The sequence below is a fragment of the Paractinoplanes tereljensis genome (assembly GCF_016862435.1).
In the GTDB taxonomy this organism is placed as follows: Bacteria; Actinomycetota; Actinomycetes; order Mycobacteriales; family Micromonosporaceae; genus Actinoplanes; species Actinoplanes tereljensis.
Map to the genome: position 1 here is coordinate 303,703 of NZ_BOMY01000050.1, position 26,598 is coordinate 330,300.

Annotated in this window: 18 protein-coding genes; 12 read left to right on the forward strand and 6 right to left on the reverse strand. The window is 71.3% G+C overall.

Annotation, left to right across the window (positions count from 1 at the left end; translation table 11 throughout):
• Window positions 1–50: 50 nt before the first annotated feature.
• Genes Ate02nite_RS39640 through Ate02nite_RS39650 form a run of 3 tightly spaced genes read left to right on the forward strand, consistent with a single transcriptional unit; the run spans window position 51 to window position 5,458 of the window.
• Window positions 51–851: an MBL fold metallo-hydrolase gene (locus tag Ate02nite_RS39640; protein ID WP_239148043.1), complete on the forward strand. Its 801-nt coding sequence runs from the start codon at window positions 51–53 to the stop codon at window positions 849–851.
• Entirely contained in the window at window positions 848–4,480 is a 3,633-nt protein-coding gene (locus Ate02nite_RS39645) for an adenylate/guanylate cyclase domain-containing protein (protein ID WP_203813034.1), read from the forward strand. Before Ate02nite_RS39640 ends, Ate02nite_RS39645 begins: the two co-directional genes overlap by 4 nt.
• 21 nt (window positions 4,481–4,501) lie before the next feature.
• Entirely contained in the window at window positions 4,502–5,458 is a 957-nt protein-coding gene (locus tag Ate02nite_RS39650; protein ID WP_203813035.1) for a serine/threonine-protein kinase, read from the forward strand.
• Here the strand turns inward: Ate02nite_RS39650 and Ate02nite_RS39655 are convergent.
• From Ate02nite_RS39655 to Ate02nite_RS39665, 3 genes are all read right to left on the reverse strand, one after another.
• Window positions 5,435–7,441, reverse strand: coding sequence for an ATP-binding protein (locus Ate02nite_RS39655; protein ID WP_203813036.1), 2,007 nt, complete (start codon window positions 7,439–7,441; stop codon window positions 5,435–5,437). The genes Ate02nite_RS39650 and Ate02nite_RS39655 overlap by 24 nt on opposite strands.
• Window positions 7,438–8,757 (reverse strand): carboxyl transferase domain-containing protein, encoded by a 1,320-nt coding sequence (locus Ate02nite_RS39660; protein ID WP_203813037.1) that lies wholly within the window; start codon window positions 8,755–8,757, stop codon window positions 7,438–7,440. Before Ate02nite_RS39660 ends, Ate02nite_RS39655 begins: the two co-directional genes overlap by 4 nt.
• Window positions 8,758–8,949: 192 nt before the next feature.
• A complete protein-coding gene (locus tag Ate02nite_RS39665; RefSeq protein ID WP_020515203.1) occupies window positions 8,950–9,627 on the reverse strand; it encodes a Crp/Fnr family transcriptional regulator in 678 nt (225 codons plus the stop codon).
• Between the two features lie 206 nt (window positions 9,628–9,833).
• On the opposite strand from Ate02nite_RS39665, the gene Ate02nite_RS39670 reads away from it, so the two are divergent.
• Genes Ate02nite_RS39670 through Ate02nite_RS39690 form a run of 5 tightly spaced genes read left to right on the forward strand, consistent with a single transcriptional unit; the run spans window position 9,834 to window position 14,352 of the window.
• Entirely contained in the window at window positions 9,834–11,018 is a 1,185-nt protein-coding gene (locus Ate02nite_RS39670; protein WP_203813038.1) for a CapA family protein, read from the forward strand.
• Window positions 11,019–11,060: 42 nt separating this feature from the next.
• On the forward strand, window positions 11,061–11,858 hold the full coding sequence (gene nth, locus Ate02nite_RS39675; protein WP_275422993.1) for an endonuclease III: 798 nt from the start codon (window positions 11,061–11,063) through the stop codon (window positions 11,856–11,858).
• Window positions 11,859–11,895: 37 nt separating this feature from the next.
• On the forward strand, window positions 11,896–12,435 hold the full coding sequence (locus Ate02nite_RS39680) for a TlpA family protein disulfide reductase (protein ID WP_203813039.1): 540 nt from the start codon (window positions 11,896–11,898) through the stop codon (window positions 12,433–12,435).
• A complete protein-coding gene (locus Ate02nite_RS39685; protein WP_203813040.1) occupies window positions 12,432–13,139 on the forward strand; it encodes an NUDIX hydrolase in 708 nt (235 codons plus the stop codon). The genes Ate02nite_RS39680 and Ate02nite_RS39685 overlap by 4 nt, the downstream gene beginning before the upstream one ends.
• Before the next feature lie 34 nt (window positions 13,140–13,173).
• Window positions 13,174–14,352: a MarP family serine protease gene (locus Ate02nite_RS39690; RefSeq protein WP_203813041.1), complete on the forward strand. Its 1,179-nt coding sequence runs from the start codon at window positions 13,174–13,176 to the stop codon at window positions 14,350–14,352.
• Here the strand turns inward: Ate02nite_RS39690 and mycP are convergent.
• Together mycP and eccCa are read right to left on the reverse strand one after the other, a co-directional pair.
• On the reverse strand, window positions 14,349–15,596 hold the full coding sequence (gene mycP / locus Ate02nite_RS39695; RefSeq protein ID WP_239148045.1) for a type VII secretion-associated serine protease mycosin: 1,248 nt from the start codon (window positions 15,594–15,596) through the stop codon (window positions 14,349–14,351). The genes Ate02nite_RS39690 and mycP overlap by 4 nt on opposite strands.
• Window positions 15,597–15,754: 158 nt before the next feature.
• Window positions 15,755–19,732, reverse strand: a complete 3,978-nt coding sequence (gene eccCa, locus Ate02nite_RS39700) for a type VII secretion protein EccCa (RefSeq protein ID WP_203813043.1) — start codon at window positions 19,730–19,732, stop codon at window positions 15,755–15,757.
• Between the two features lie 128 nt (window positions 19,733–19,860).
• On the opposite strand from eccCa, the gene eccD reads away from it, so the two are divergent.
• On the forward strand, window positions 19,861–21,288 hold the full coding sequence (gene eccD, locus Ate02nite_RS39705; protein WP_203813044.1) for a type VII secretion integral membrane protein EccD: 1,428 nt from the start codon (window positions 19,861–19,863) through the stop codon (window positions 21,286–21,288).
• Window positions 21,289–21,559: 271 nt separating this feature from the next.
• On the opposite strand, the gene Ate02nite_RS39710 is transcribed toward eccD, so the two are convergent.
• Entirely contained in the window at window positions 21,560–22,060 is a 501-nt protein-coding gene (locus Ate02nite_RS39710) for an inorganic diphosphatase (protein WP_203813045.1), read from the reverse strand.
• 602 nt (window positions 22,061–22,662) lie between these two features.
• On the opposite strand from Ate02nite_RS39710, the gene dacB reads away from it, so the two are divergent.
• From dacB to tilS, 3 genes are all read left to right on the forward strand, one after another.
• Window positions 22,663–24,375: a D-alanyl-D-alanine carboxypeptidase/D-alanyl-D-alanine endopeptidase gene (gene dacB, locus Ate02nite_RS39715; protein WP_239148046.1), complete on the forward strand. Its 1,713-nt coding sequence runs from the start codon at window positions 22,663–22,665 to the stop codon at window positions 24,373–24,375.
• A 93-nt stretch (window positions 24,376–24,468) separates the two neighbouring features.
• Window positions 24,469–25,533, forward strand: a complete 1,065-nt coding sequence (locus tag Ate02nite_RS39720; RefSeq protein ID WP_203813046.1) for a zinc-dependent metalloprotease — start codon at window positions 24,469–24,471, stop codon at window positions 25,531–25,533.
• Window positions 25,534–26,493, forward strand: coding sequence for a tRNA lysidine(34) synthetase TilS (gene tilS, locus Ate02nite_RS39725; RefSeq protein ID WP_203813047.1), 960 nt, complete (start codon window positions 25,534–25,536; stop codon window positions 26,491–26,493). It abuts the gene before it with no gap.
• The last annotated feature ends 105 nt before the right edge of the window (window positions 26,494–26,598 follow it).

Below are 26,598 nucleotides of genomic sequence, written 5' to 3' on the forward strand. Positions count from 1 at the left end.
GCACATCCGGTCCTCGGCTCAACCCCCATGCACGACGTACGATTTCGTGCATGGGGGGTGCTGCGGACGACGGCCTGCCGGGCTGGGTGACGCTGCTGCGCGCCCCGAACCCCGGACCGATGACGCTTGACGGCACCAACACGTGGGTGCTGCGCGCGCCCGGCGAGACCTTCGGCGTGGTGATCGACCCCGGTCCGCTGGACGAGTCGCACCTGGCCAGGATCGCCGAATACGGCCCCTTTCGCTCCATTCTGATTACGCACGGTCACTATGACCATGTCGAGGGCGCGGCCCGGCTGTCCGGCCTGCTCGGTGGAACCCCGGTGCTGGCGGCCGATGCCGAGCATGGCGAGCCCTTCGATGGGCACCTCGACGTCAGCGATGGCCTCCATCTGCAGAAAATCGACACTCCCGGACACACTGCTGATTCCGTGTGTTTTCTGATCGAACACGGGAATACCCGGGCGATGTTCACCGGAGATACGATTCTCGGCCGTGGCTCGACCGTAGTGGCGGCCCCGGACGGCGATCTGGGCTCGTACCTGTCGAGTCTCGAGACGCTCACGGCGTACCCACATGTTTTGATGTTGCCTGGTCATGGCCCGGCGCAGGACGACGTGGCCGTTCTTGCGCGGGGTTATCTCGATCATCGGCGAGAGCGGCTTGCCCAGGTCGAGGCGGCCATTGCGGCCGGCGCGGAGACCCCGGAACAGGTTGTTGATCTCGTTTATCCGGACATCGAGCCAGCCATCCGGTTTGCGGCGATCTTCTCGGCCAAAGCGCAGCTCGATTACCTCCGTCACAGAAATCGGGAATCAGGAACAAGGGCCGACGGGTTGGATGGGCTGTGACCTGCCCAGTGTGTGGAACCGTCGCCGTGCCCGGCGCCCGCTTCTGCCACAACTGCGGCGCCGCCCTTCCGGCCGCGGCCAGCCTGCCCGCCGCCGAGCGGCGCATCGTCACCGTGCTCTTCGGTGACCTGTCCGACTTCACCTCGTGGTCCGAAGACCTCGACCCGGAACGGGTCGGCGCGGTGACCGACCGGGTGCTGGCCGCCCTGGCCGGTGCGGTGAAGACCTTCGGCGGGCATGTCGACAAGCTGACCGGCGACGGGATCATGGCGGTCTTCGGCGCCCCGGTGGCCCATGAGGACGACGCCGAGCGGGCGGTGCGCGCGGCCTTGAGCATGCAGCGTGCGGTCCGCCGCGTGCTGGACGACGAGCGGGGCGGCGGCGCCCCGCTCGGTCTGCGGATCGGCGTGAACACCGGCGACGTGGTGGCCGGCATCCAGGCCGGCATCGAATACACGGTCATCGGCGACACCGTGAACACCGCCGCCCGGTTCGCCGACGCGGCCGCGGTCGGCGCGGTCTACGCCGGCTCGCGCACCAGCGGTGGCACCCGGCACGTCGCCTCCTGGCGGCAGCTGCGCCCGCTGCGGCTCAAGGGCAAGCGGGAGCCGGTGCCGGCGTTCGAGCTGCTCGGCCTGCACGACGCCCCCGGCACCCGGTCGGGTCTCGGCGACGAGGCACCGTTCGTGGGCCGGGAGACCGAGCTGGGCCGGGTGTCCGGCCGGCTCGCCGAGGCGATCGACTCCGGCACGTCGCGGGTCATGGTGATGACGGCCGAGGCCGGCATCGGCAAATCCCGGTTCGCGGGCGAGGTCAAGCGGCTCGCCGCCGGCTACGACGTGGGCGCCGGCGGACGGTACGCGGCGCACACCGGTGCCCGGGTGCTGCGGGTGCGGTGCCGCGCGTTCGGCGAGCGCCGCCGCTACGCACCGCTGGCCGACCTGGTCCGCAAGTCCGTCGGCCTGCCCAAGGACGTGGTGTCCACGGTCGGCCGGGTGGTGGTCGAGGAGCGGCTGCGCAAGCTGGCCAACCGGCTGGGGCCGGTCACGCTCGACATCGACCGGCTGCTGGCCCTGCTCGGTTACGGCGAGGCACCGGCCAACCCGGTCGGGCCGGCCGCTCCGGCCGACTGGCAGCCCTCGGCCAAGCGGCTCGACGCCGACGCGGTCTCCGGGGCGGTGGCCGAGCTGCTCACCGCGCTGGCCGCCGAAACGCCGCTGGTGGTCATCGTGGACGACCTGCACGACGCGACCGCGTCGACGGTGGACGCTCTCGGCCGCACCCTCTCGCTGCTCGAGGGCCCGGTGGTGGTGCTCCTGCTGGGCCGGCCCGAGCTGGTGCGCACGGCCGGCGCGCTGACCCGGCTCGCCGACGCCGAGGTGCACTCGCTGCCGCCGCTGCGCGGTGCCGACGCGTCCCGGCTGCTCACCTCCTATCTCAACGGCGGCAAGCTGCCCCAGCCGGACAACGACCGGCTGCTGGCCACCGCCCAGGGCAACCCGTTCTACCTGGCCGAGATGGTCACGCTGCTGATGGAGCGCGGCGCGCTCACCCCGGCGATCGGGGCCAACGCGGCCGGCAAGTGGCAGCTGGCGGCCGGTTCGCTCGGCAGCCAGTTGCTCTCCCGCGACCTGGCCGCGGTGCTGGCGGCCCGGATCGACGCGCTGCCGGCCGAGCCGCGCGCGGTGCTGCGCGACGCGGCCGTGGTCGGCGACACCGTGCCGACCGGCGTGATCGAGGCGCTGCGCGAGCGGCGGGCGGCCAGCGACGCGCGGCCCGGCGCGGTGGCCGCGGTCGAGCTGGAACGCTCGATCGACGAGTTGCTGCAGCGCCGCATGCTGCACCGGGCCCGCGGCGGCTACGCGTTCACCACCCCGCTGATGCGGGAGGCCGCCTATTCCGGCATCGGCAAGGCCGACCTCGCCGACCGGCATGCATACCTGGCCAACTGGGCCGCCCCCGAGACCATCGAGCGGCTCGGTTACGACGGCGCGAGCCGCCTGAGCCTCACCGAGAACGAACGGGACGCGTTCGTCGCCACCCACGCCGAGTGCGCGGTCGAGCTGGCCGACCAGGTGCGGCTGCGGCCCGAGGCCGCGGTGCGCGACGTGGCCCCGCTCGGCGTCGCGGCGCTCGGCCGGCTGGCCCGGCGGGCGCTGGCCAACATCGAACCGGCCGCCTCGATCGAATACGCGGAACGCGCCGCGGTCCTGGCCAAGGAAGACCTGCCGCTGGCCGACCAACTGGTGCACGCCCGGGCGCTGCTGCGCCTGGGCCGCGCCGAGGAAGCCCTGGCGTACGGCGAGAAGATCGCCGAGAACTCCAGCGAGGAACCGGTCTGCCGGGCCGAGGCGCTGCTGGTGGTGGGCCGCGCGCAGGAGGCGCTGGGTGACACCGGTCAGGCCGTGACGGCCTGGCAGGAAGCGCTCGACGTGGCCACCGAGGCCGAGTTGCTGCCGGAGCGGGCCAACGCGATGCGCCGGCTCGGCATGGCCGACTTCCTGGCCGGCCGGCTCAGCCAGGCCAGCAGCCGGTTCGCGGCGGCCTACCAGGTGACCCTGGCCGCCGGTGACCGGCACGGCCAGGCCTGGGCGCTGCAAAATCTGGCCTGGGTGACCACCACCCGCGGGGACTTCGCCGGCACCGACGCGGTGCTCGGCCGGGCGGCCCGGCTCTTCGCCGAGCTCGGCGACCCGGTCGGCCGGTCCTGGCTGCGCGGCACCACGGCGTTCGCCCGGCTGCTGGCCGGGCGCCTGGAGGAATCCCGCCGGCTGGCCCGGGTCTTCCTGCCCTTCGGCGACCGGGTCGGCGAGGCCTGGGCGGTGGGCACGCTGCGCGCCGTCGAGGCGTACGCGTCCAGTGAGCTCGGCGAGCTGGGCGAGGCGGACGGCGAGGCTCGGCGGGCCTACCGCGACTTCAACGCGGTCAGCGACGACTGGGGCCGCGGGCTCGCGCTTGTGGTGCGCGGCGCGATAGCCCGCGGGCTGGGCGAGTTCGACCACGCCTTCGACCTGCTCACCGACGCGGTGGGGTACGCCGACCGGACCGGGCACCCGCTGCTGCTCGGGATGGCCGGCACGCTGCGCGGCTTCGTCTCGATGCACCGTGGCGACCTGGCGCTGGCCGAGGAAGACGCGCGCCGGGTGATCGCCGCGGTCGAACCGCACAACCCGCTCGCGCCGGCCCAGGTCGGGCCGCGGGTGCTGCTGGCCGAGGCGCGCACCCGGTCGGGCGACGCGGCCACCGCGATCGGGCTGCTCGCGCCGATCGCCAGCGACACCGGTGCGCCGTCGCTGCTCTTCTCCCGGCGGCACGCCCTCACCGCGTACGCGTCGGCCCTGCTCGCCGACGGTCGCGTCGACGAGGCGCTGAACTGGATCGAGCGGGCCCGCGCGGCCGAGTCGGAAGACGTCCGCAGCGGGGTGCTGGCCGCGATGGTGCGCGCCCGGGTGCTGGCCGCCGCCGACCGGTGCGAGGAAGCGGCCGAGGCGGCCGAGGAGGCCGTGCTGCTGGCCTACTCGACCGAGCAGGCCAGCGAACGGGTCGCGGCCGAGGAGTTGCGGGCGACTTTGGCGTCCGCCGGGATCGAACCGGAAACTGTCGCCTACGCGTCCGACGTGCCCGGATGATGAGCGCGTAAGTTCTGTGACATGACGGGAACCCCGCCAGGACCGGTGCCGACCCCCTACGTGCCAGGGATGTCTGGTTTGTCGGTCATGGCGCGGGGTGGACACGCCACGGTCTACCGCGCCACCCAGGATTCGGTCGGCCGCGAGGTCGCCATCAAGATGGAAAACCGGCGCCTGGAGAGCAATCGTGACCAGGCTCGCTTTCTGCGCGAGGCCCGGGCGGCCGGCAAGATGTCGTCGCATCCGCACGTGGTCGACCTGTTCGACGTCGGGGTCACCGTCGACCAGCACCCTTACTTGATCATGGAGCTGTGCGACGGGTCGTACCTGGATCGCATGCGCATCTCCCCGCTGGGCCCGGCCGAGGCCCGCGACCTGGGCATGAAGATCGCCGACGCGCTGGTGCACTCGCACGCCAACGGCGTGCTGCACCGCGACGTGAAACCGGCCAACATCCTCTACTCGCACTTCAACTCGGCGGTCCTGGCCGACTTCGGCCTGGCCGTGCTGGGCGAGATGCGCGACTCCTCGGTCAACCTCGAGGTGCTCACCCCGGCCTACGCGCCGCCCGAGTCGTTCCGGCACGACAGCCCGTCCGGCGCGGTCGACGTCTACGCGCTGTGCGCCACGCTCTACGCGGTGATGCGCGGCGCGCCGCCGCGCTGGGACGCCGACCGCAGCCCCAGCCTGATCACCCTGATGGAGCTCTTCCACCGGCCGATCCCCGAGCTGCCGGGGGTGCCGCCGGAACTGACCCAGGTGCTGCGTTACGGCATGGACAACGACCCGGCCTCCCGGCCCACCGCCGAGCAGCTGTGCGACCTGCTCACCAAGGTCGACCTGGACGGCGGCCCGTCCCGGCCACAGGTGCCGCCGCCCCGCTACGGGGCGAGCGACGACACCCCTACCGTCCGCCACCAGCTCAAGCAGTCGAAGAAGCGGTGGTTCCTCGGCCTACTCGGGATCCAGAACCGCTAACAGCTCCCCGGTGTCGACCTCGGCGCCCGGATGCACCGGCAGCGAGGCCACCACGCCCGCACTCGGCGCGTGCACCGGGTGCTCGAGCTTCATCGCCTCCAGGGTGAGCAGCAGCTCGCCGGCTCGCACCCGCTGGCCGGGCACCACAAGCACCCGGCGGACCGCACCCGGCAGCGGGGCGATCAGCGAGCCCTCGGCCGCCTCCGGGGCCGGCAGCGGGAAGCGGGACAGCTCACGCAGCGCGACCGAGCCCTCCGGGCTGTCCACGTACGACACCACCCCGACCCGGTGCACGTTGAAGGTCAGCCGGATGCCGTTGACGTCCAGCACCACCCGCTCGTTGTCGGCCTGCACCACCCTGGTCCGCGGATGGTCGTCGGACACCGGGGCCTGGCCCAGCCCGGCCAGGTCCAGCTCCTCGGGGTCGACCGCGCGCACCCACCAGGCGGCCAGCTCGCCGTGCCGGTTCATCCGGTAGCCGACCTCGACCGGGCCGGCCGGGCCGTCGTACACCGAGGTCTGCGAGCCGGACGGCACGTTGCGCCAGCCGGACGGAAGAGACCCGAGCACGGCGGCCGCGGCACGCCGTCCGGCGGCGCCGGCCAGGGCGGCGGCCAGGCACGAGATGCGTACGGCGTCGACCGCCGACAACAGCGGCGCGAACACCTCGGGTCGCCGGTCGAGGAAGTTGGTGTCCAGTTCGCCGGCCCGGAACGAGTGGTGCCGCAGCACCCGCACCAGCAGGTCCCGGTTGGTGGCCACGCCGTGCAACTGGGTGCGGGTCAGCGCGGAGGCCAGCATCCGGGCCGCCTCCTGCCGGGTCGGGGCCCAGGCGATCAGCTTGGCCAGGGTCGGATCGGGGTGTACGCCGACCATCGAGCCGTCCACGACCCCGGCGTCCAGCCGCAGGCCGGGCTGGGGGAGCGGACGGAACACCCCGGCCACGTCGGGCACGGCGAACCGGTGCAGGGTGCCGGAGGCAGGTAGCCAGGCGTACGCCGGGTCCTCGGCGCAGATGCGTACCTCTATGGCGTGGCCCCGGATCGGCGGCGGCCCCGGCATCGGCAGCACCCCGCCCTCGGCCACCAGCAGTTGCAGCCGGACCAGGTCGTACCCGGAGACGCACTCGGTGACCGCGTGCTCGGCCTGCAGGGTCGGGGTGAGCTCGAGGAACCAGAAGTCGCCCTCGGAGTCGAGCAGGAACTCGACCGCGCCGGCGCCGACGTACTCGATCGCCCGGACCGCGACGATCGCCGCCCGGCACAGCTCCTCGCGCAGCCCCGGGTCGACCGCGGGGGACGGGGTCTCCTCGATGATCTGCTGGTAGTGCCGCTGCACCGAGCATTCCCGCTCGCCGAACGGCACGATCGAGCCGTGCTCGTCGGCCAGGATCGGGATCTCGATGTGCCGCACGTTCTCGAGGTACGGCTCGCAGTAGACGTCGCAGCCGACCTCGCGCCGGGTCGAGGCGACCGCCTCGGCCAGCGTGCTGGCATCCCGGACCACCCGCATGCCGGCCCCGCCGATCCCGGCGTCCGGCTTGATCAGGACCGGGAAGTCGGACACCTTGGCCGGGTCGGTGAAGGTCGGCAGCACCGGCACCCGGGCCGCGGCGACAATCGACTTGGTCTCGCTCTTGCTGCGCAGCACGCCGAGCGTCTTGGCCGGCGCGCCCACCCAGATCATCCCGGCCTCGACGACCGCGGCCGCGAAGTCGGGATCCTCGGCCAGCAGGCCGTTACCCGGATGGATGGCGTTCGCACCGGTCCGCTGCGCGGCCGTGATGATCAGGTCGCCGCGCAGGTACGCGGCGGCGGGGGTGCCGCCGTCCAGCCGGACCGCGTAGTCCGCCTCGCTGACGTGCGGCGCGTCGGAATCGGCGTCGGAGTAGACGGCGACCGTCTCGATGCCGACCAGGCGGCACGTGGCGAATACCCGGCGGGCGATCTCCCCACGGTCTGCCACCAAGAGACGTCGGATCACTGGTCAACCTTTCCGGATCGGAACACACCGACGTGCCCGGCGCCTTCGACGACCGCGCTGTGCACGGCGGACAGGCAAAGACCGAGGACGGTACGGGTGTCGCGGGGGTCGATGACACCGTCGTCATCGCCCCCGGCCGGCTCATCGGCCGGCCAGCTGAATACGAATCGGGGGTCGCCGGCCCGGCCGGTGTCGAGCGCGAGGTGCGGCACTGTTGAGTAGGCCAGCGCCTCGATCTCGGCCGGGCCGAACTGGGCGGTGAGGAACACCAGGGCGGTGTCGGTGGCGTTGGCGAGTTGAATGAAGTGCACGGCCTTCTGGGTCTCGGCCGGGGAGTGCGGCGCACCGGTCCCGGCCAGCACGCCGATGGGGTAACCGTGCAGCTCACCCCAGCCGGCGATCAGGGCGGTGCCCAGGGCCGGCTTGAACTCGTCGAAGTCGCTGCCGTCCAGCACCCGGGCGAGGATCTCGCGGGGGTCCTGGTCGGCCTTCTTCTCCGCACCGGCGATGGCGAGCAGGTCCTCGGGGTCGTACTTGGGCGGTGCCGGGGGAAAGGTGCGCGGCAGTGGGCCGCGCTTGCGCCAGTTGAGCCGGCGAACGCACTGGCGGGCGAGGCGCAGGCCGTCCCGCTCGTCGTCGGCCAACTGGTCGATCGGGGCCGGGGTCGGCCCGCTGCCGTTGACCACCGGCGGTGGCTGGATGGTGAGCGTCTTGGCGTGCCCACGCACCATGATCGTGTAGTCGGAGAGTTCGGGCAGGTAGGCGGCCTCGCCGTTGATCGGCCCGAAGACCACGCAGAAGGTGGGCACCCGGTCGGCGGCAAGTCGGCCCAGGTCGCGGGCCAGGCCACCGCCGGGCGGCGGCCCGCCCGGGGCGGCCTCGGCGGCCGACTCGACCAGGTTGATCAGGGGCAGGCGGTTGGCCGCGGCGATCCGGGCGGCCCGGCGGATCTTCTCGACCGGGTACGGGTCGACGACGTTGCGCACCAGGGTGGGGTCGGTCGCGATGATCAGGCATTCGACGCCCTCGACCACGCCGATCCCGGTGACCACGCCGGCGCCGACCGCGAACTCGGTGCCCCAGGCTGCCACCGGGGACAGCTCGAGGAAGGGGCTGTCCCGGTCGAGCAGCATCTCGACGCGCTCCCGGGGCAGCAGCTTGCCGCGGGCGTGGTGCCGGGTCACGGCCTTCTCGCCGCCACCGGCCCGCACCTCGTCGAGCGCCGCCTCGAGCTTGCCGAGTCGTTCCAGGGCGACGCCGCGGCTCTCCAGGTAGGCGGGGGTGCGCGGGTCGATCGCCGTGTCGAGCACGGTCACGACGGGACCCCGCAGCGCTGTACGCCCCCTGTGTTCAAAGCCGCGCCCTCTCGTGTTCGCCGGTGCCTCTCGACCACCTCCGTAACGAGCGGCCAAGCGGGTGCGACACGGATCTGAATGCGGCGGCTTTATACCCTTTTCGGGCGAAATAAGGGCGCTTGCCGGGTTGTCCCAGCAAGCGCCCTTAGAAGATCAGACTCGAGCGCGGCGAGCGAGTCGCTCGGGGTCGAGGATGATCACGCTCTTGCCGTCCAGCCGCAGCCATGCGCGGGAGGCGAAGTCGGCGAGCGCCTTGTTGACCGTCTCACGCGAGGCGCCGACCAACTGGGCCAGCTCTTCCTGGGTGAGGTCGTGGGTGACGCGCAGCACGCCGCCGTCGCGGGTGCCGAAGCGACCGGCCATCTGCAGCAGGTTTTTCGCGACCCGGCCGGGCACGTCGGTGAAGATCAGGTCGGCCAGCGCGTCGTTGGTGCGACGCAGCCGGCGCGCGAGCACGCGAAGAAGCTGCTCGGCGATCTCCGGCCGGTTGTTCAGCCACGGGCGCAGCGACGTCTTCTTCAGCCGGGCCAGCCGGGCATCGGTCACCGCGGTCGCGGTGGCCGTGCGCGGGCCCGGGTCGAACAGCGAGAGCTCGCCGACCATGTCGGACGGGCCCATGATCGAAACCAGGTTCTGCCGGCCGTCCGCGGCCCGGCGGCCGAGCTTGATCTTGCCGGACAGCACGATGTACAGGCTGTCACCGGCCTCGCCCTCGTTGAACAGGACGTCGCCCTTGCGGACCTCGACCGTGTCCATCTCCTTGGCGAGCGCCTCGGCGGCTTCCGGGTCCACGCCCTGGAAGATCCCGCTCCGCGCCAGCACCTCATCCATCTGCCGCACCTCCGAACACGCGCAACGCCTGCGCTCGATCAGTCTAGGCGCACGCGGGCGGGAATCGGGCAGGCACCCCTTGATCCAGATACCGCAGGGTAACTAATCCGACCGTGACGGGCCGTATTTTTCGACGCTCTCGGTGAGCGACGACAGGCCTTTTGTCGGGTCGTCCGCGTTGCCACCTGAAGGTATCGTCGCCGTCGATGAATTCCCAGCCTTCCCCGCCCCGCCCCGGCCTTTTTGGACGCCCTGTCCTTACTGTCACCATTGTCCTGGCCGCGCTGGCGGGGATTGGTGCCGGAAGTGTCGCTTTTGCGAATAGAGGGGCGACTCCGAAGTCGCAATGGCAGTCCGCGGCCGCTGCTCCGACAAAAGCCGCGACTTCCGCTAAACCGGCTAAAACGGAATCGGCCGCGGTCGAAACGATCACGTTGTCCGCCACCGGCGACATCATGATGAGTAACGCGCCGAGCAAGATGCCGCCCGACGACGGTGACGGTTTCTTCGACTCGGTGAAAGAGGGCCTGAAGTCCGACCTCGTGATGGGCAATCTCGAACAGCCGCTCACCGTGGAGACCGGCTCCTCCAAGTGCGGCTCGCCGCCCACCCCGAACTGCTTCGCCTTCCGGTCGCCGCCGTCCTACTCCGCGCACCTGAAGGAGGCCGGGTTCCAGCTGATGAACCTGGCCAACAACCACACCAAGGACTTCGGCCCGGCCGGCGCGCGCAACACCCGCGCCGCGCTCGACGAGGCCGGCATCAAATACACCGGCAACCAGGACGAGATCACCGTCGTGGAGGTCAAGGGGATCAAGGTCGCGGTGGTCGGCTTCTCCGGGTACGCGGGAGCCAACAACCTCAACGACCTCGACCACTCGCGTGCCGTGATCAAGCAGGCCAAGGAGCAGGCCGACCTGGTCGTCGTGCAGGTGCACATGGGGGCCGAGGGGGCCGGCATGCAGCACGTGAAACCGGGCAGCGAGCTGTTCCACGGCGAGAACCGGGGTGACCCGATCAAGTTCAGCCACGCGGTCATCGACGCCGGGGCCGACCTGGTCGTCGGGCACAGCCCGCACGTGCTGCGCGGCATGGAGTTCTACCGGGGCAAGCTGATCGCCTACAGCCTCGGTAACTTCGCCGGCGGCGGGAAGACGCTCTCCAGCTCGGGCGTGCTGAAGTACGGCGGCATCCTGCGGGTCTCGCTCGCGGCCGACGGGACGTACAGCGGTGGGCAGTTCCTTTCGACGTACATGAACTCTGTCGGCCTCCCGACCCGGGACACCGCCCAGGAGCAGGGCCGCAAGCTGGTGTCGCAGCTCAGCACGGAGGACTTCGGCGACACCGCGGCGGTGATCGGCAAGGACGGGTCGATCCGGGCGTCGGCGTAACGAAAACCTGTCGTACCCGCGACGTACTCTTTACCGGTGACTCTGGTGGGGCGGTCGGCCAAGCGGTTCGCGGGCGAGACACCGATCGGCCGCAAGCGACGGGCCCGCAAGATGGCCAAGGTCCTCGCCGAGACGCATCCCGACGCGCACTGCGAGCTTGACTTCACCACCCCGCTGGAGCTGGCGGTCGCCACCATCCTGTCGGCGCAGACCACCGACGTGCGGGTCAACCTGGTGACCCCGACGCTGTTCAAGCGCTACCTGTCGGCGGCCGACTACGCCGGGGCCGACCGGGCCGAGATGGAAGAGCTGCTCCGGCCGACCGGCTTCTTCCGGGCCAAGACCGACTCGCTGATGAAGCTGGGTCAGGTTCTGGTCGAGAAATACGACGGCGTGCTGCCGGCCACGCTCGACCAACTGGTCGCCCTGCCGGGCATCGGGCGCAAGACGGCCAACGTCATCCTCGGCAACGCGTTCGACGTTCCCGGCATCACCGTCGACACCCACTTCCGCCGGCTGACCAACCGCTTCGGCTGGGTGCAGGAGGAAGACCCGGTAAAGATCGAGTTCCAGGTCGCCGAGCTGATCGAGAAGCGCGACTGGACCATGCTGTCGCACCGGGTGATCTTCCACGGCCGGCGGGTCTGCCACGCCCGCAAGCCGGCCTGTGGTGCCTGCACGCTCGCCGCCATGTGCCCGTCCTACGGCACCGGCCCGACCGAGGCGGCCGCCGCGGCCAAGCTGCTCAAGGGCCCGCGCGCCCGCGAGCTGGCGATCGCGGCCGGCATCGACCCCGATCTCGTCCCGGCGGCCGCGGTGATCGCGCCGGAGGCCCCGTGAGCGCGAGTGAGCCGCTTTTGCGAGCAAAGGTGGCTCAGTGAGAGCGGTTACCGGTCTGCTGGCCTGCCTGCCCCTCTTTCTGGGGGCCTGCGCTGCCGATGCCGAAGCCGCCGATTCACCGTTCGCCGCCTGCACCGCGCTGCCCTCCACGCCCACGGCCAACTCGCTGCCCGATCTGAAACTGCCCTGCTTCACCGGCCAGGAGCAGGTCTCGCTGCGCTCGCTGCGCGGGCCCGCGGTCGTCAACATCTGGGCGTCCTGGTGCCAGCCGTGCCGCAAGGAACTGCCGATCATGCAGCAGCTGGCCGACACGGCCGGCGACCGGCTCACCGTGCTCGGTGTCGACACCGGCGACAGCCGCGAGGCGGGCGCGTCATTCGCCGCCGACAAGAGCGTCACCTTCCCCACGCTGTTCGACGAGGATCGCAAGCTGGTCAACGCGGTCGGCGGCATCAACCTGCCGGTCACCGTTTTCCTGGACGCGACCGGAAAGACATATGTGAACCTGCTCCCGCTCGACGCCGCCAAACTCACCGCGATGATCAAGGAACACACCGGCGTGGCGGTGACCCTGTGAGCACCGGACGCGTGTTGAACAGCCCCGACGACCTGCCGTCCTGGCTCGACCCTCTGCTCGACCGGGTGAGCACCTGCCGCACCGAAGACTTCACGCCGCTGCGCACGCCGGTCGGCGGGGGCCGGCCCAGCGCGGTCCTGGTCCTGCTGGGCGAGGGCGCGGACGGGCCCGACCTGCTGGTGCTCCAGCGGGCCGCCACCATGCGCAACCACGCCGGTCAGCCCGCCTTCCCGGGCGGCGGCACCGACCCGGAGGACGCCGACGCGGTCGCCACCGCGCTGCGTGAGGCCCAGGAGGAGGTCGGTCTCGACCCGGCCAGCGCCGAGGTGCTGGCCCTGCTGCCCGACCTTTACATCCCGGTCAGCTCGTTCGTGGTGACCCCGGTGCTGGCCTGGTGGCGTCACCCGCACCCGGTGAGCCCGCGGCAGCCGGCCGAGGTCGCGCATGTGGCGCGGCTCCCCATCAGTGAACTGGTCGACCCGGAGAACCGTATCCGGGTGCGACATCCCAGCGGCTGGATCGGACCGGCGTTCCAGGTTCGCGGTTTGCTGGTCTGGGGCTTCACGGCAGGGGTGATCTCGGCATTGCTCGACATGGGTGGCTGGTCGCGGACGTGGCAACCGGGTCGCATAGTGGAGTTGCCGGACGCGTCCGCTCCGGTGTCGGCCGCCAGGGGCGGCGCACCCGACGAGGTTCTGCCATGATCGTGCACTGGCCCGCCGCCTCTACGCTGAGTGAGTGTCCGTGGTCGATGGCATCCTGATCCTGCTCATGCTGGTCTTCGCGATCAGCGGTTACCGCCAAGGTTTCGTCATCGGCGCGCTGTCGTTCGGTGGCTTCTTCAGCGGTGTGCTCATCGGCTTGCAGATCGGGCCCCTGATCGCCAACCAGTTCACCGACCCGACCGCCCGCCTCGTGGTGTCGCTCGGGTGCATCTTCGCGCTGGCCGTGCTCGGCCAGACGCTGGCCGGCTGGCTCGGCACCCACCTGCGCCGGGCGATCTCCAGCAAGCCGGTGCAGCGGCTCGACGATGCCGGCGGGGCCGTCATCTCGCTGGTGGCCGTGCTGCTGGTGGCCTGGTTGATCGCGGTGCCGCTCGGCTCCACCCCGTTCCAGGGGCTCAACTCGGCGGTGCGCAACAGCTCGATCCTCTCCGGCATCAACGGCGTCATGCCGCAGGAAGCGCAGGCGCTGTCCAAGGCGCTGCGCAACACCCTCGACACCAGCGGCTTCCCGGACGTGTTCGGCGGTCTCGCGCCGACCAACGTCAAGGAGGTCGCGGCGCCCGACCCCAAGCTCAAGGGCTCGCAGATCGTGCAGAAGTCGAAGAGCTCGGTGATCAAGGTGCTGGGCACCGCGCCGAGCTGCTCGCGGCGCATCGAGGGGTCCGGCTTCGTCTACGCCAACGAGCGGGTGATGACCAACGCGCACGTGGTGGCCGGCACCAGCACGGTGAAGGTCGAGGCCAACGGCGACACCCTCGAGGGCAAGGTCGTGGTGTACGACCCGGAGCGCGACCTCGCGGTGATCTACGTGGCCGGCCTGCGCGCCCCGGTCATGCCGTTCGTCGCCAAGGAGGCCGCGACCGGCGCCGGCGCGATCGTCCTGGGCTATCCCCAGGACGGGCCGTACGACGCGCAGTCCGCCCGGGTCCGGGACGTCGGCAACATCACCGGCCCGGACATCTACGACTCCGGCGACGTGACCCGGGAGATCTACACGATCTACGCGCTGGTGCGCAGCGGCAACTCGGGTGGCCCGCTGATCACCCCGACCGGTCAGGTGCTCGGCGTGATCTTCGCGGCGGCGGCCGACGACAAGTACACCGGCTTCGCCCTGACCGCCGACGAGGCGGCCCCGGTCGCCCAGGCCGGTCTCAACCGCACCCGAGCCGTCTCGACCGACGACTGCGCTTAGGTGGTGTGGGCGAAGCGGCGGACGGTCAGCGTCGCCGCGATCGCCGACATCAGGAACAGCACGCCCGCCAGCCACCAGGCCCGGTGCTGCGACGGCGGCGCGGTGGTGGCCGGCGACGCGGCCTGACCGGCGTCGGCGGCGCGCGGGGCCGGATCGGACCAGCCGTCCGGTGCCGACTGGGCCTGGCCGCCCACCGGGGCGCTGCCGAACCGGGCGATGCCCGGCGACGGCGAGGTGTCCAGCGGGTTCTCGAAGACGGCCGGCACCTCGGCGGTCAGCGCACCGGTCGGGTTGACCATGCCGAACCCGAACGTGGCGTCCCGGCCGGGGGCGCCGAGGTCGGTGGCGGTGCGGATGATCCGGTTGATCACCTCGCCGGCCGGCATGTCCGGCCAGCGGGAACGGATCAGCGCGGCGGTGCCGGCCACCATCGGCGAGGCGAAGCTGGTTCCCTGCACCTTCCAGTACTCCCCGCCGGTGCGGGCGCCGACCAGCTGGGTGGCCGGTGCGGTCACCACGGTTTCCTTACCGGTGATCGAACCGGACCAGAGGGCGTTGCTGTCTTTCTCCATGCCGGCCACCGCGAGCACGCCGGGCTCGCGAGCCGGGTACCACACGTCGGTGTCCGAGGACGCGCTCGTGTTGCCGGTGCAGGCGACCACCACGACGTCCTTGGCGAAGGCGTAGTCGATGGCCGCGGCCAGGGTGGCGCTGCTGCCGTTGCCGCCGAGCGACAGGTTGATCACCTTGGCGCCGTGGTCGACCGCCCAGCGGACGCCCTTGGCCACGATGATCGCGTCGCTGTAGCGGTTTTCCTCGTCCAGCACCCGGACCGGGAGGATCTTGGCCTTGGGCGCGATGCCGATCACGCCGGTGGTGTCGTCGCCGCGGCCCGCGATGATCGCCGAGACCGTGGTGCCGTGCCCGACCAGGTCGGTGTCGCCGTCGCCCTTGTTGTCCACCAGGTCGAGGCCGGGCAGCACCTGGCCGACCAGGTCGGCGTGGGTGGCGTCGACCCCGGAGTCGATGACCGCGACGGTGACGCCGGTGCCGTTCGCGTACGTCCAGGCGTCGGGCACATCCAGCTTCTTCAAATACCACTGGTCGTCGCGGACCTGGTCGCCGACGAGCGGGTTGGTCGGTTCGGCGACCGGGGCGGGCGTAGCGAGGGCCGGTGCGGCCGGGGCGGCCAGGCCGATGAAACCGGCCAGAGCGGCCGCGACCAGGCGACGTGGACTCACCAACGGGCACCACCGCGGAACATGCGGGGACTCACGCTCGCAGAACCAAGTCGCATCGTCATCCAATCCCGGACGGTCGATGCAGATTACTCCGAAACCGCGGTTTATTGGTGGGGTCGGTCGATGCATATCGCACCGGCTGTCTGTTAAATCGGTCGCTTTTACGCGTACGGCGGTAGATGGGCCAACTGCACGAGCCGAACTCCCTCACGCCGGGTGAGCAAGCGGCCACGGCCGGGTGGCATCAGGGTCGGTCGCACCGCACCGATCAGAGCGCCCTCATCGGACGGACCGGACATCACCATGCCCGGCGCCGACAACTCGCGCAGCCGCTGGATCACCGGCTCGTAGAGGGCCCGGCTGGCCCCGCCGGCCCGCCGGGTGAGCACCAGGTGCAGGCCGACGTCCCGGGCCTGCGGGAGGTATTCCAGGATCGGGGTGAGCGGGTTGGTCGGGCCGGCCACCACCAGGTCGTAGTCGTCGACCAGGACGAACAACTCCGGTCCGGTCCACCACGAGCGGTCGCGCAGTTGCTGGGCGGTGACGTCGGGACCGGGCAGGCGGCGTTCCATGTAGCCGGCCACCGACTGCATCAGCTCGAGCGTCTTCTGGGCCTGGATGCCGTACCCGATGCGGTGTTCCGATTCGGGCAGGTCCATCAGGCTGCGGCGGTAGTCGACCAGGATGAGCCGGGCCTCCTCCGGCGAGAACCGCCGGATCACCGAGGTGGCGAGGGCCCGCAGGAACGAGCTCTTGCCGCATTCGGAGTCGCCGAAGAGCAGGAAGTGCGGGTCGGTCGCGAAGTCGATCTCGACCGGCTGGAGGTCGGCCTCGGAGATGCCGATCGGCAGCCGCAGGCCGGTGGAGCGGTCCAGGTCCATGTCGGAGTACGGGACCGAGGAGGGCAGCATCCGCACCCGCGGCGCGAGCGGGCCATGCCAGTTGGTGGCCACCGCCTTGACCAGCGCGTTCGTGTCGGCCATCGTGCTCAGCTCGGGTCGTACGGTCAGGATGTGCAGGAATTTGTTCTTGTCCGTCGGGTGTTCGATGATGCCGCGGCCGGCCTTTTCCGGCACCGTCATCGCGGCCCGCCGGTTGACCGTCGAGTCGCTCGGGTCGCCCAGTCGCAGCTCCAGTTTGGAGCCGAACAGGTCGCGGATCGCCGGGCGGAAGTCCATCCAGCGCGAGGTCGCGGCGACCACGTGGATGCCGTAGGACAGGCCGCGGGTGGCGATGTCGGTGATGACCGGTTCGAGCTCCTCGTATTCCTTGCGCAGCGTCGACCAGCCGTCGATCACCAGGAACACGTCGCCGAACGGGTCGCCGTCGGCCGCGTTGCCGCCCTTGTCGACCGCGTTGGCCCGGCGCCGCCGGTAGGACGCCATCGAGTCGATGCCCATCGCTCCGAAGCGCGACTCGCGCTCGGTGAGCAGGGTCGAGATCTCGCCGACCGTACGGCGTACGCCCACCGTGTCGAGCCGGCCGGAGACGCCGCCGACGTGCGGGAGGTCGCGCAGCGTGCCGAGCGAGCCGCCACCGAAGTCGAGGCAGTAGACCTGCACCTCGGCCGGGGTGTGGGTGAGCGCCAGCCCGGCGACCATCGAGCGCAGTGCGGTCGACTTACCGGACAGGGTGGACCCGACCACGGCCACGTGCCCGGCCGGACCGCCCAGCTGCAGCCACATCACGTCGCGCAGCTGCTCGCGCGGCCGGTCGACCATGGCGATCGGCACCTGCAGGGCACCGTGCAGTTCCGGGTTGGCGAAGGCCAGGCCGCGGACCGGGTCGACGAGCACCGGGCCGAGCAGCTCGTCGAGGGCCGGCGACTGGTTCAGCGGCGGCAACCACACCTGGTGTGCGGGCGGGCCCTGGCCGTTGAGCCGGTCGACCATCACGTCGAGCACGCTCTCGCCGGCCGCCAGCTCCTCGGGCTTGGGCTGCACCGGCTTGACCGGTTTCGGCGCCGGGACATAGCGGGTCGAATATTCCAGGACCTGCGGCACCGCGCCGGCCCCGCCCGCCGCGGCCCGGGCACCGGCCTTGGGCATCGGGCCGGACACGTAGGCCGCCTTGAACCGCAGCAGCGGCTCGGTGCCGAACTTCAGGTAACCGTGGCCGGGCGAGCGCGGCAGTTCGTAGGCGTCCGGCACGCCGAGCACGGCCCGCGACTCCAGCGCCGAGAAGGTCCGCAGGCCGACCCGGTAGGACAGGTGGGTGTCGAGGCCGCGCAGCCGGCCCTCCTCGAGCCGCTGGCTGGCCAGCAACAGGTGCACGCCGAGCGACCGGCCGAGCCGTCCGATCTGGACGAACAGGTCGATGAAGTCGGGCTTGGCCGACAGCAGCTCGGAGAACTCGTCACAGATCACCAGCAGCGACGGCAGCGGCGGCAGGGCCGCGCCACCGGCCCGGGCCTTCTCGTAGTCGCGCAGCGAGGCGTAGTTGCCGGCCTTGCGCAGCGCCTCCTGCCGGCGGATCAGCTCGCCGTCGATCGCGTCCACCATCCGGTCGACGAGCACCAGCTCGTCGGCCAGGTTGGTGATCACGGCGGCGGTGTGCGGCAACCGGTCGAGCGAGGAGAAGGTGGCGCCACCCTTGAAGTCGATCAGGACGAAGTTGAGTGTCTCGGAGGAGTGCGTCGCGGCCAGCGCCATCACCAGCGTGCGCAGCAGTTCCGACTTGCCGGAACCGGTGGCGCCGATGAGCAGGCCGTGCGGGCCCATGCCGTCCTGGGCGGACTCCTTGAGGTCGAGCTCGATCGGGCTGCCGTCGGCGCCGACCCCGATCGGCACCCGCAGCTTGTCGCGGTTGGGCCGGGGCATCCAGCTCTGGGTGACGCTGAACGTCTCCGGGTCACCCAGCCCGAGCAGGTCGGCCAGGCCGGTCGCGGTGGCCAGCGGGGTGTCCGACGACTTGGACATCGCGCCCAGCCGCAGCGGGGACAGCCGGCGGGCGACCGCCTCGGCCTGCTCGACGCTGAGCCGGTCGGGGATGCCGACCTCGGCCTCGTGGTCCATCGCGTAGGTGTTCAGCGCCCGCCGGCCGCCGGCGTGCTGCACCTCGAGCACCAGCAGCGACCGGTCCAGCAGGCGCGGCGGCTGTTCGTCGAGGTCGAGCACGGTCACGCCGTCGATGCCGTCGTCGAGCTGGGTGGCGCCCTTGAGGTTGATGCCGTCCAGCACGATCACCACGTGCGGTGAGCCGGAGCTGACCCCGGCCGGGTTGAACCGCGGCCGGTTGCCGATCACGTCTTCCAGGAGTTTTTCCAGGTCGGCGCCGGTGCTGGCGACCAGCCGCACGTGCCCGAGGGCGTCGGTGCGAGAGGGGTGCAGGTTGTGCGGAAGCCATTTCACCCACTCCCACTCGGCCCGGCGGTCCGGCCCGGCGCAGATCGCGACGATCATGTCGTCGGGCGCGTGGAAGGTGGCGATCTGGCAGATCACGGCCCGGGTCAGAGCCCGCGCGTCGGCCTCACCGCCGGGGCCGGAGCCGCGCAGGAAGACCCGCGCGAAGCCGCGCAGCGAGGCCGCGACCGGCAGGTCGGGCACCACCGAGTAGGCGTCCAGGAAGCGGCGCAGGGCGCCCGCGGTCATCGGCTCGAGCTCGTCGAGCGGCCGGGTCACCGGCGGGATCAGCGGGGTGGCCAGGGTCTGCGGCCCGACCGCGAGCCGCACCACGCCGAAGTCGGGGTCGGCCGGACGCCGTTCCCACACCCGGTGGCTGCCGGCCGTCGACCACAGCTGGGTGGGCTCGGGATGCCGGTAGAGCAGGCCGAACCGCTGCTTGTCGGCGGTCTCCCGGACCCGGCGGCGCAGGCCGGACAGGTGCCGGAGGTATTCCCGGCGGGCCGCCATCATCTCGGCCTTCTTCGGGGCACCGGAGCCGAAGCTGGTGGTGAGCATGGCGATCGAGGAGACGCCGAACAGGCCACCGATCACATAGGAGAACGGTCCGCTGCTGCCCCGGCCCATCATCATCGCCATCGCGACCGAGCCGCCCAGCATCGGCAGCGCCATCATCGCCTGCTGCCAGCGACCGCCCGCGGCCTGCGGAATCTCCGGCGGCGGCTCGACGGCGATCTCGCCGGTCGGAATTTCCGGCGACGGACGCCGCGCCGACCGTTTGATCACCACCGTGCTCATGCCGGAAATGTCCCCCTTGTCCACAATGGGGAGTTAGCCTCCCCGTACGCGGGCCATCGCGTAGGGCCCATCGTAGGTAAAGTGCGGCTTGTTCCGCAGCCTCGTCACCATCGATGGGAAGAAGAGTCATGACAGTCGGCCTCGCGCGGGTCACGATCAGTGCGCCGCACCGCCGGGTCGACGTCGCGCTTCCCGAACATGTCCCGCTGGCCGAGCTGCTGCCCGAAGTGCTTCGCCATGCCGGCGAAGGACTCGCCGACGACGGCGAGAAACACGGCGGGTGGGTGCTGCGGCGGATGGACGGCGTCGCGCTGGCCACTTCCCAAGGTCTTTTCCCCCAGGGCGTACGGGATGGGGAGGTCCTTCATCTCGTCCCGGCTCACAACGAGTGGCCCGAGCTGGAGTACGACGATGTCGTCGAGGCCATCGCCGAGGGCGCCCGTCGCCGCGGCAGCGTGTGGACTCCCGCGTCCACCCGCACGGCCACTCTGGCCGGTGCCGGGGTGCTGCTCCTGCTCGGCCTGATCGCGGTGCTGCTCGCCGGTCCGGCGTGGAACGCCGGGGCCTTCACCGGGCTCGGCGTCGCGGTGATCCTCGCGCTGGCCGGCGTGACCGCGTCCCGGGCGTACGGGGATTCCCGCGCCGGTGCGGCCCTCGGGGCGTACGCCATGCCCTACGCGTTCGCCGGCGCATCCGTCCTGGTCGGCACCACCGACCGGGTCGGCGTGGTCGCGCTGCTGCCCTGGCTCGGCGACTCCGAGGTGCTGGCCGGCTCGGTGGCGTTGCTGGTGGTGGCCGCGCTCGGCGGGGTCGGCGTGGCGGCGTCGCTGCGGTTGTTCACGGCCGGGGCGGTGGTCGGCCTACTCGGCGCGGTGACCGCCCTGGTCAGCATGCTGACCACGGCGGCCGGGGCGGCGGCGGTGCTGCTGGCCGCGCTGGTCTGCGGGATCGGCGCGCTGCCGCTGCTGGCCATCCGGTTCGGCAAGATGCCCACCCCGCCGGTCACCCTGCCCACCGGCACCGACGCGTCGGCCGGTTTCACCGGGGCCGGCAACTCGCTGGACGCCGCCCGCGAACGCCCGGACCGGGCCACCGTCTTCGCGGCCGTCACCCGCACCGAGGAACTGCTGGCCGGCATGCTGCTCGGGCACACCGTGCTGGCCGCCGCCGCGTTCCTGGTGCTGGCCACGTCCGGCTCGCTGTCGGCGCGCATCCTGGCCGCGGTCTCGGCCGCGTCGCTGCTGCTGCGGTCCCGGCTCTTCGTCACGCTGCGACAGCGGGTGCCGCTGGTGGTCGGCGGCCTGATCGGGATGTTCTGCCTCGGCGTCGACCTGCTGCTGCGCGCGGACGGCACGGTCCTGCTCGCGGTCGTCGGCGGCGCCCTGGTGCTGGCGATGGTCACCGTCGCGGCCGGCGCTACCTACTCCCGCAAGCCGCCGTCGCCCTACCTCGGGCGGGCCGCCGACCTGTTGGACACCATTGTCGTGGTGTCGGTGATCCCGGTGGCGTGCGCGGTTGTCGGCCTCTACGACGCGGTCAGCAACATCAGCCTCTGACCGCGATCGTCTACATCGGCCAATGAGGGTTATTCAGGACCTACCTCGAGTGCAGCGGGCTGCAGGTCAGCGGCTTGGCCGCCACCGTCCTGAATGATCCTCATTTCAGTCGGAATTTCGCGCCGATTTGCCGACGAGATCCTTTCGGTGCTTTTCGATCTCGCGCGGTTGTGTGCGTTTCCGATCAAGAGCGCAAAGAAACGCGGGCGGCCGTGGCCGCCCGCGTTTCGTATTAGGTTGGATCGGCGGGTCCGGGAGCGGACCGATCGAATCAGTGCTCGCCGTGCTCTTCGGCGTCCTCGGCACGCTTGAACGACGCCCGGATCTCTTCCTCGGCCTCGACCCGGCCGGTCCAGGTCGCGCCCTCGACCGACTTGCCCGGCTCCAGGTCCTTGTAGACCGTGAAGAAGTGCTGGATCTCCATCCGGTCGAACTCACCCAGGTGGTGGATGTCCCGCAGGTGCTCCTGACGGGGGTCCTCGTAAGGCACGCAGAGGACCTTGTCGTCCCGGCCCTTCTCGTCACTCATCCGGAACATGCCGATCGCCCGGGCCCGGATCAGGCAGCCCGGGAACGTCGGCTCCTGCACCAGGACCAGGGCGTCCAGCGGGTCACCGTCCTGACCGAGGGTGCCCTCGATGAAGCCGTAGTCCGCCGGGTATTGAGTCGCCGTGAAGAGGGTCCGGTCGAGCCGGATCCGGCCGGTCTTGTGGTCGACCTCGTACTTGTTTCGCTGGCCCTTGGGGATCTCAACCAGAACGTCGAAATCCATAGTTAGCTCCCTTGACTCGCCCACCGAAAAATGCCGGTCACGATCGCGGGAACCATGGCGGAAATATCAATCCCACCGGATCCGCGCGCAACGATGTGCCGGATGTCGCTAGTCTCCCCTAAGTCTTGCGCAGCGGTAGAGGAGGGGCGCGTGGGGAGGCAAGATTCACACAACGGGCCCGCTCGCTTCGGCGCTCCCGAGCCGCATCATGCCTCCGGCAACGGTAACCCAGTCGCTTGCCGCCGGAGCGATGCTTCCGGATCTTTGGACGCCCGGCCTATCCGGTGGACGCGAGGGCATCGGCGGCGGTGAGCTGGATGGATTCCTCGCAAGAACCACGCGATGGTGCGAAACGGGCGGAAGATCGACAGGTGCATCCCCAGAATGACGGCGACGGCGACCGGCCGGACCCGCAGGCACAGCGTCCGGGGCAGGGCGGCCGAGGGCCGTCGGGCGATGATCGAGCGCCGGAGCGAGGCGGGTCGGAAACCGGACAGCCGTCGGGGCCGGGTGGTCCAGCCGGTGGGAATCGGGCCGAGGGTGGCCAGGCGGCCGGGCTGGCTCGGATCGCCGGTAGCGGTCAGGTGCGCGGGGGTGGGCCGGTGCCTCAGGGGGTGCAGACGCCCTGGGGGCTGCGGAAGCCCGGCGGCGAGACCGCGCTGGATGCGGGTAGCGCGCCCGGCGTAGCGAACGTGCCGAACGTGCCTGCGGCCGATGGTGTGCAGACGCCGTGGGGATTGCAGCGCCCCGACGGCGGGCCGGTACCTGACTGGACGCCACCGCCGGTCGAGCCGAAGCCGCCGGTGGCGCCGGATGATGTGGTTGGCTCCGCTCCGGCGGAGCCGGCGGTTCGGGATGCCGGGCCGGGCCGTGCGGGCGCAACGGCCGTAACCGGCGACGAAGGCCGCCCTGAGCAGGCGGGCGCTGTCGATGCCCGTACCAAAAAAGGGCGGAAGCTGATCTCGCTGGTCTCGGCCGGCCTGGTTTTGCTCTTCGGTCTGGTGTTTTTGGTGGTGGTCAAGCCGGGGCCGGTCGCGAAGGTGCTGGGTGGGACGGCCACGGTTACCTCGACCGTCACGGCCGATCCGACGCCGACGGCGGTGCTGGCGGCGGCTACCGCGATTGGCACGGCGCCGGATGCGGCCAAGGTCAAGGCGGCGCTGGATCCGCTGGTCAGGTCGGCGGCGCTGGGTACTGAGGTGCATGTGTCGGTGGTTGATGCGGCCACTTCGACCGCGCTCTATGCGCAGCTGGCTGACGTTCCGGCCACGCCGGCCTCCACCACCAAGCTGCTGACCGCGGCTACCGCGCTGGCGGCCCGCGGGCCGGCCTATCGGATCAGCACCACCGCGGTGGCCGGGAGTGCCTCGGGTGAGGTGGTGCTGGTGGGCGGCGGGGATCCGACGCTGTCGGTGAACGCCAAGGCGTTGTTCCCGGGGGCGGCTCGGCTCGACGAGCTGGCGACGCAGGTGAAGAAGGCGCTCGGTGGGGTGAAGCCGACCAAGGTCACGGTGGATACATCGCTGTTCAGCGGGCCGGAGACGGCGACCGGATGGGCGTCCGACGACATCTCGCTCGGGCAGGTGTCCCGGATTCAGCCGCTGATGACCAACGGCGGGCGGATCAAGCCGGTGGACAACGAGCACGGGGGCGACCCGCGCTATCCGGATCCGGCGATCGCTACCGGTCAGTCGTTCGCGAAGCTGCTCGGCGTCCCGACCGCCACCGTCAAGCGGGGGAAGGCGCCGGCCGGCGCCGCCGCGCTGGGCGAGGTGCAGTCGCCGCCGCTGCAGCAGATCACCGACTGGATGCTGTCGGAGAGCGACAACACCCTGGCCGAGGTCGTGGCGCGGCAGGTCGCCCTGGCCGCCGGCCGGCCGGGCAGCTTCGCGGGGGCCACCGACGCGATCATCGCGAAGCTCAAGGAGTGGGGGCTGCCGGGCGACGAGGCCGACCTGTACGACGGGAGTGGGTTGTCCCGGCACAACGGGATCAGTCCGGCCCTGCTCACCGGGCTGCTGACGCTGGCCGCGAGCGGGAGTCAGCCGGCCCTCGGCGGGATCTTCAGCGGGCTGCCGGTGGCGGGCTGGTCGGGGACGCTGGACAACCGGTTCGCCACGCCCGAGGCCAACCGGGTTGCGCGCGGGGTCGTCCGGGCCAAGACCGGCACGCTCAGCGGGGTCAACACCATGGCCGGACTGTTGACCACCGCGGACGGGCGACTGCTGGTCTTCGCGATCATGGCGAGCGGCGCTACCAGCGCCAAGGCGGCCCTGGACAAGGTGCCCGCGAGGCTTGTGACCTGCGGTTGCTGAGTCAACGTGGCAAGCCTTTAGTCCGATCAAGGGTGGTGGGCGGGGCGGAGGACGTCGGAGTTCGAGGTGGATTTCCGCGGGTACGGTGGGTGCATGGCGCAGTTCGTTGATTGGGATCTGGCCGCTGCTACCGCAGGCGCGCTGTCTAAATCCGGCCCCGCGGTCTCCTACGACGACGCGATGCAGGTGGTGTCCGAGCTGCGCGCGCTCACCGATGAGGCGGCCGGTCACGTGACCGCCTACACCGGTCTCGCGCCGCAGGTCGAGGTGCCGCCGGTGCGCGTGGTGGACCGTAAGGACTGGGCCGCCGTCAACATCGGCGGGCTCAAACAGGTGATCATTCCGCTGGTCAGCCGCCTCTCCGGCGACAAGCAGCCGGGTGGGCTGGCCGACGCGATCGGTTCCCGGGTGACCGGGGTGCAGGCCGGCACGATCCTGGCCTACCTGTCCGGCCGGGTCCTCGGGCAATACGAGGTGTTCTCCGGCAACCCCGGCCAGCTGCTGCTCAACGCGCCCAACATCGTCGAGGTGGAGCGCAAGCTCGGCGCCGACCCGCGCGACTTCCGGCTGTGGGTCTGCCTGCACGAGGTCACCCACCGGGTCCAGTTCACCGCGGTGCCGTGGATGCGGGGCTACTTCCTCGGCGAGGTGCAGGCCTTCGTCGACGCGTCGCAGAGCGGTGGCGAGCACATCCTCGAGCGGCTGCGCCGCGGCGTGGCCACCATGTCCGACGCGCTGCGCGACCCGGAGAGCCGGGCCTCGGTCATCGACATCGTGCAGACCCCCGCGCAGAAAGCGGTGCTCGACCGCCTCACCGCGCTGATGACGCTGCTCGAAGGGCACGCCGAGTTCGTGATGGACGGCGTCGGGCCCGAGGTGATCCCCTCGGTCGAGTCGATCCGGTCCAAGTTCAACCGCCGCCGCGAGAGCGGAAACCCGCTGGAGAAGGCCATCCGGCGCCTGCTCGGCATCGAGGTCAAGATGCGGCAGTACGCCGAGGGCCGCAAGTTCGTGCACGGGGTCGTCGAGCGGGTCGGGATGGAGGGCTTCAACAAGGTCTTCGACTCGCCGCTGACCCTGCCGCGCCTCGACGAGCTCGGTGACCCGGACGCCTGGGTGGCCCGGGTGCACGGCCCCCAGCCGGCGATCGGCGGGTAGGTGGCCCGCATCCCGCCGTCGGTGGCGGCGGTGCGGCAGGCCGTCCGGCGGGCTCTTCCGCCGGGCCTGGTGCTCGTTGCCTGCTCGGGCGGGGCGGATTCGCTGGCCCTGGCCGCGGCGGCGCGATTCGTCGGCTCAGCGGTCGGGCTGGTGACCGTTGATCACGGGCTGCAGGAGGGGTCGGATCGGCGGGCTCTGGACGTCTCCGGGTGGGCCCGGGATTTTGGTTTTGCGCCGGTCGAGGTCGCGACCGTGTCGGTGGCCGGGCTGGGCGGCGGGCCGGAAGCGGCGGCGCGGTCGGCTCGCTATGCGGCGCTGTCTTCTGTTGCGGCGCGGGTCGGGGCGTCCGCGGTGTTGCTCGGGCACACCCGGGACGACCAGGCCGAGACAGTCCTGCTGGCGCTCGCGCGCGGAGCCGGGCCGCGCGGGCTGTCCGGGATGCCACGGCAGAAGGGGATCTTTCTGCGGCCGCTGCTGGACGTGGGGCGGGCCGACACTCGCAAGGCCTGCGCGGCGCTCGGGCTGGTGCCCTGGGACGACCCGCACAACACCGATCCGGCCTTTGCCCGGTCCCGGGTGCGGGGAGCGGCACTGCCGGCGCTGGTGGAGGCGCTCGGGCCGGCCGTGGTGGCCAACCTGGCCCGGTCGGCGGAACAGATCGCTTCGGACAGTTCGGCGCTTGATGCCCTGGCCGCGGCGGCACTGCTTCAGGCGTACGCCTCGGGTCCTGGGTCTGGGTTGGATGTTTCGGATTTGTCCGGAATGGTGGCGGCGATCCGCACCCGGGTTCTGCACGCCTGGGCCAAAGCGCTCGGTGCGTCGGGGGCGGCCCTGTCGCATCGGCACGTCGCGGCGCTCGACGCGCTCGTCACCGGATGGCATGGGCAGGGCGAAGTACACCTTCCCGGGGGGATTCGGGTGGCTCGGGTGCGCGGACAACTCGTTCGAGTGCCCGACTGACTTGTGAGAACTGTCACTCACGGTGTCCGATTCACCGGTCAAGAGGGGTGGAACGGGCACTTTTCCTCGGGATTTCCCCCATCCGACCACCGCCCCGTTCGACGG

What these genes read in the sequence shown, in the direction of transcription:
- Ate02nite_RS39640 (WP_239148043.1), top strand. Translation starts at nt 51, where the DNA reads ATGGGGGGTGCTGCGGACGACGGCCTGCCGGGCTGGGTGACGCTGCTG.
- Ate02nite_RS39650 (WP_203813035.1), top strand. Translation starts at nt 4,502, where the DNA reads ATGACGGGAACCCCGCCAGGACCGGTGCCGACCCCCTACGTGCCAGGG.
- Ate02nite_RS39665 (WP_020515203.1), bottom strand. Translation starts at nt 9,627, where the DNA reads ATGGATGAGGTGCTGGCGCGGAGCGGGATCTTCCAGGGCGTGGACCCG.
- Ate02nite_RS39670 (WP_203813038.1), top strand. Translation starts at nt 9,834, where the DNA reads ATGAATTCCCAGCCTTCCCCGCCCCGCCCCGGCCTTTTTGGACGCCCT.
- eccCa (WP_203813043.1), bottom strand. Translation starts at nt 19,732, where the DNA reads ATGAGCACGGTGGTGATCAAACGGTCGGCGCGGCGTCCGTCGCCGGAA.
- eccD (WP_203813044.1), top strand. Translation starts at nt 19,861, where the DNA reads ATGACAGTCGGCCTCGCGCGGGTCACGATCAGTGCGCCGCACCGCCGG.
- Ate02nite_RS39710 (WP_203813045.1), bottom strand. Translation starts at nt 22,060, where the DNA reads ATGGATTTCGACGTTCTGGTTGAGATCCCCAAGGGCCAGCGAAACAAG.
- Ate02nite_RS39720 (WP_203813046.1), top strand. Translation starts at nt 24,469, where the DNA reads ATGGCGCAGTTCGTTGATTGGGATCTGGCCGCTGCTACCGCAGGCGCG.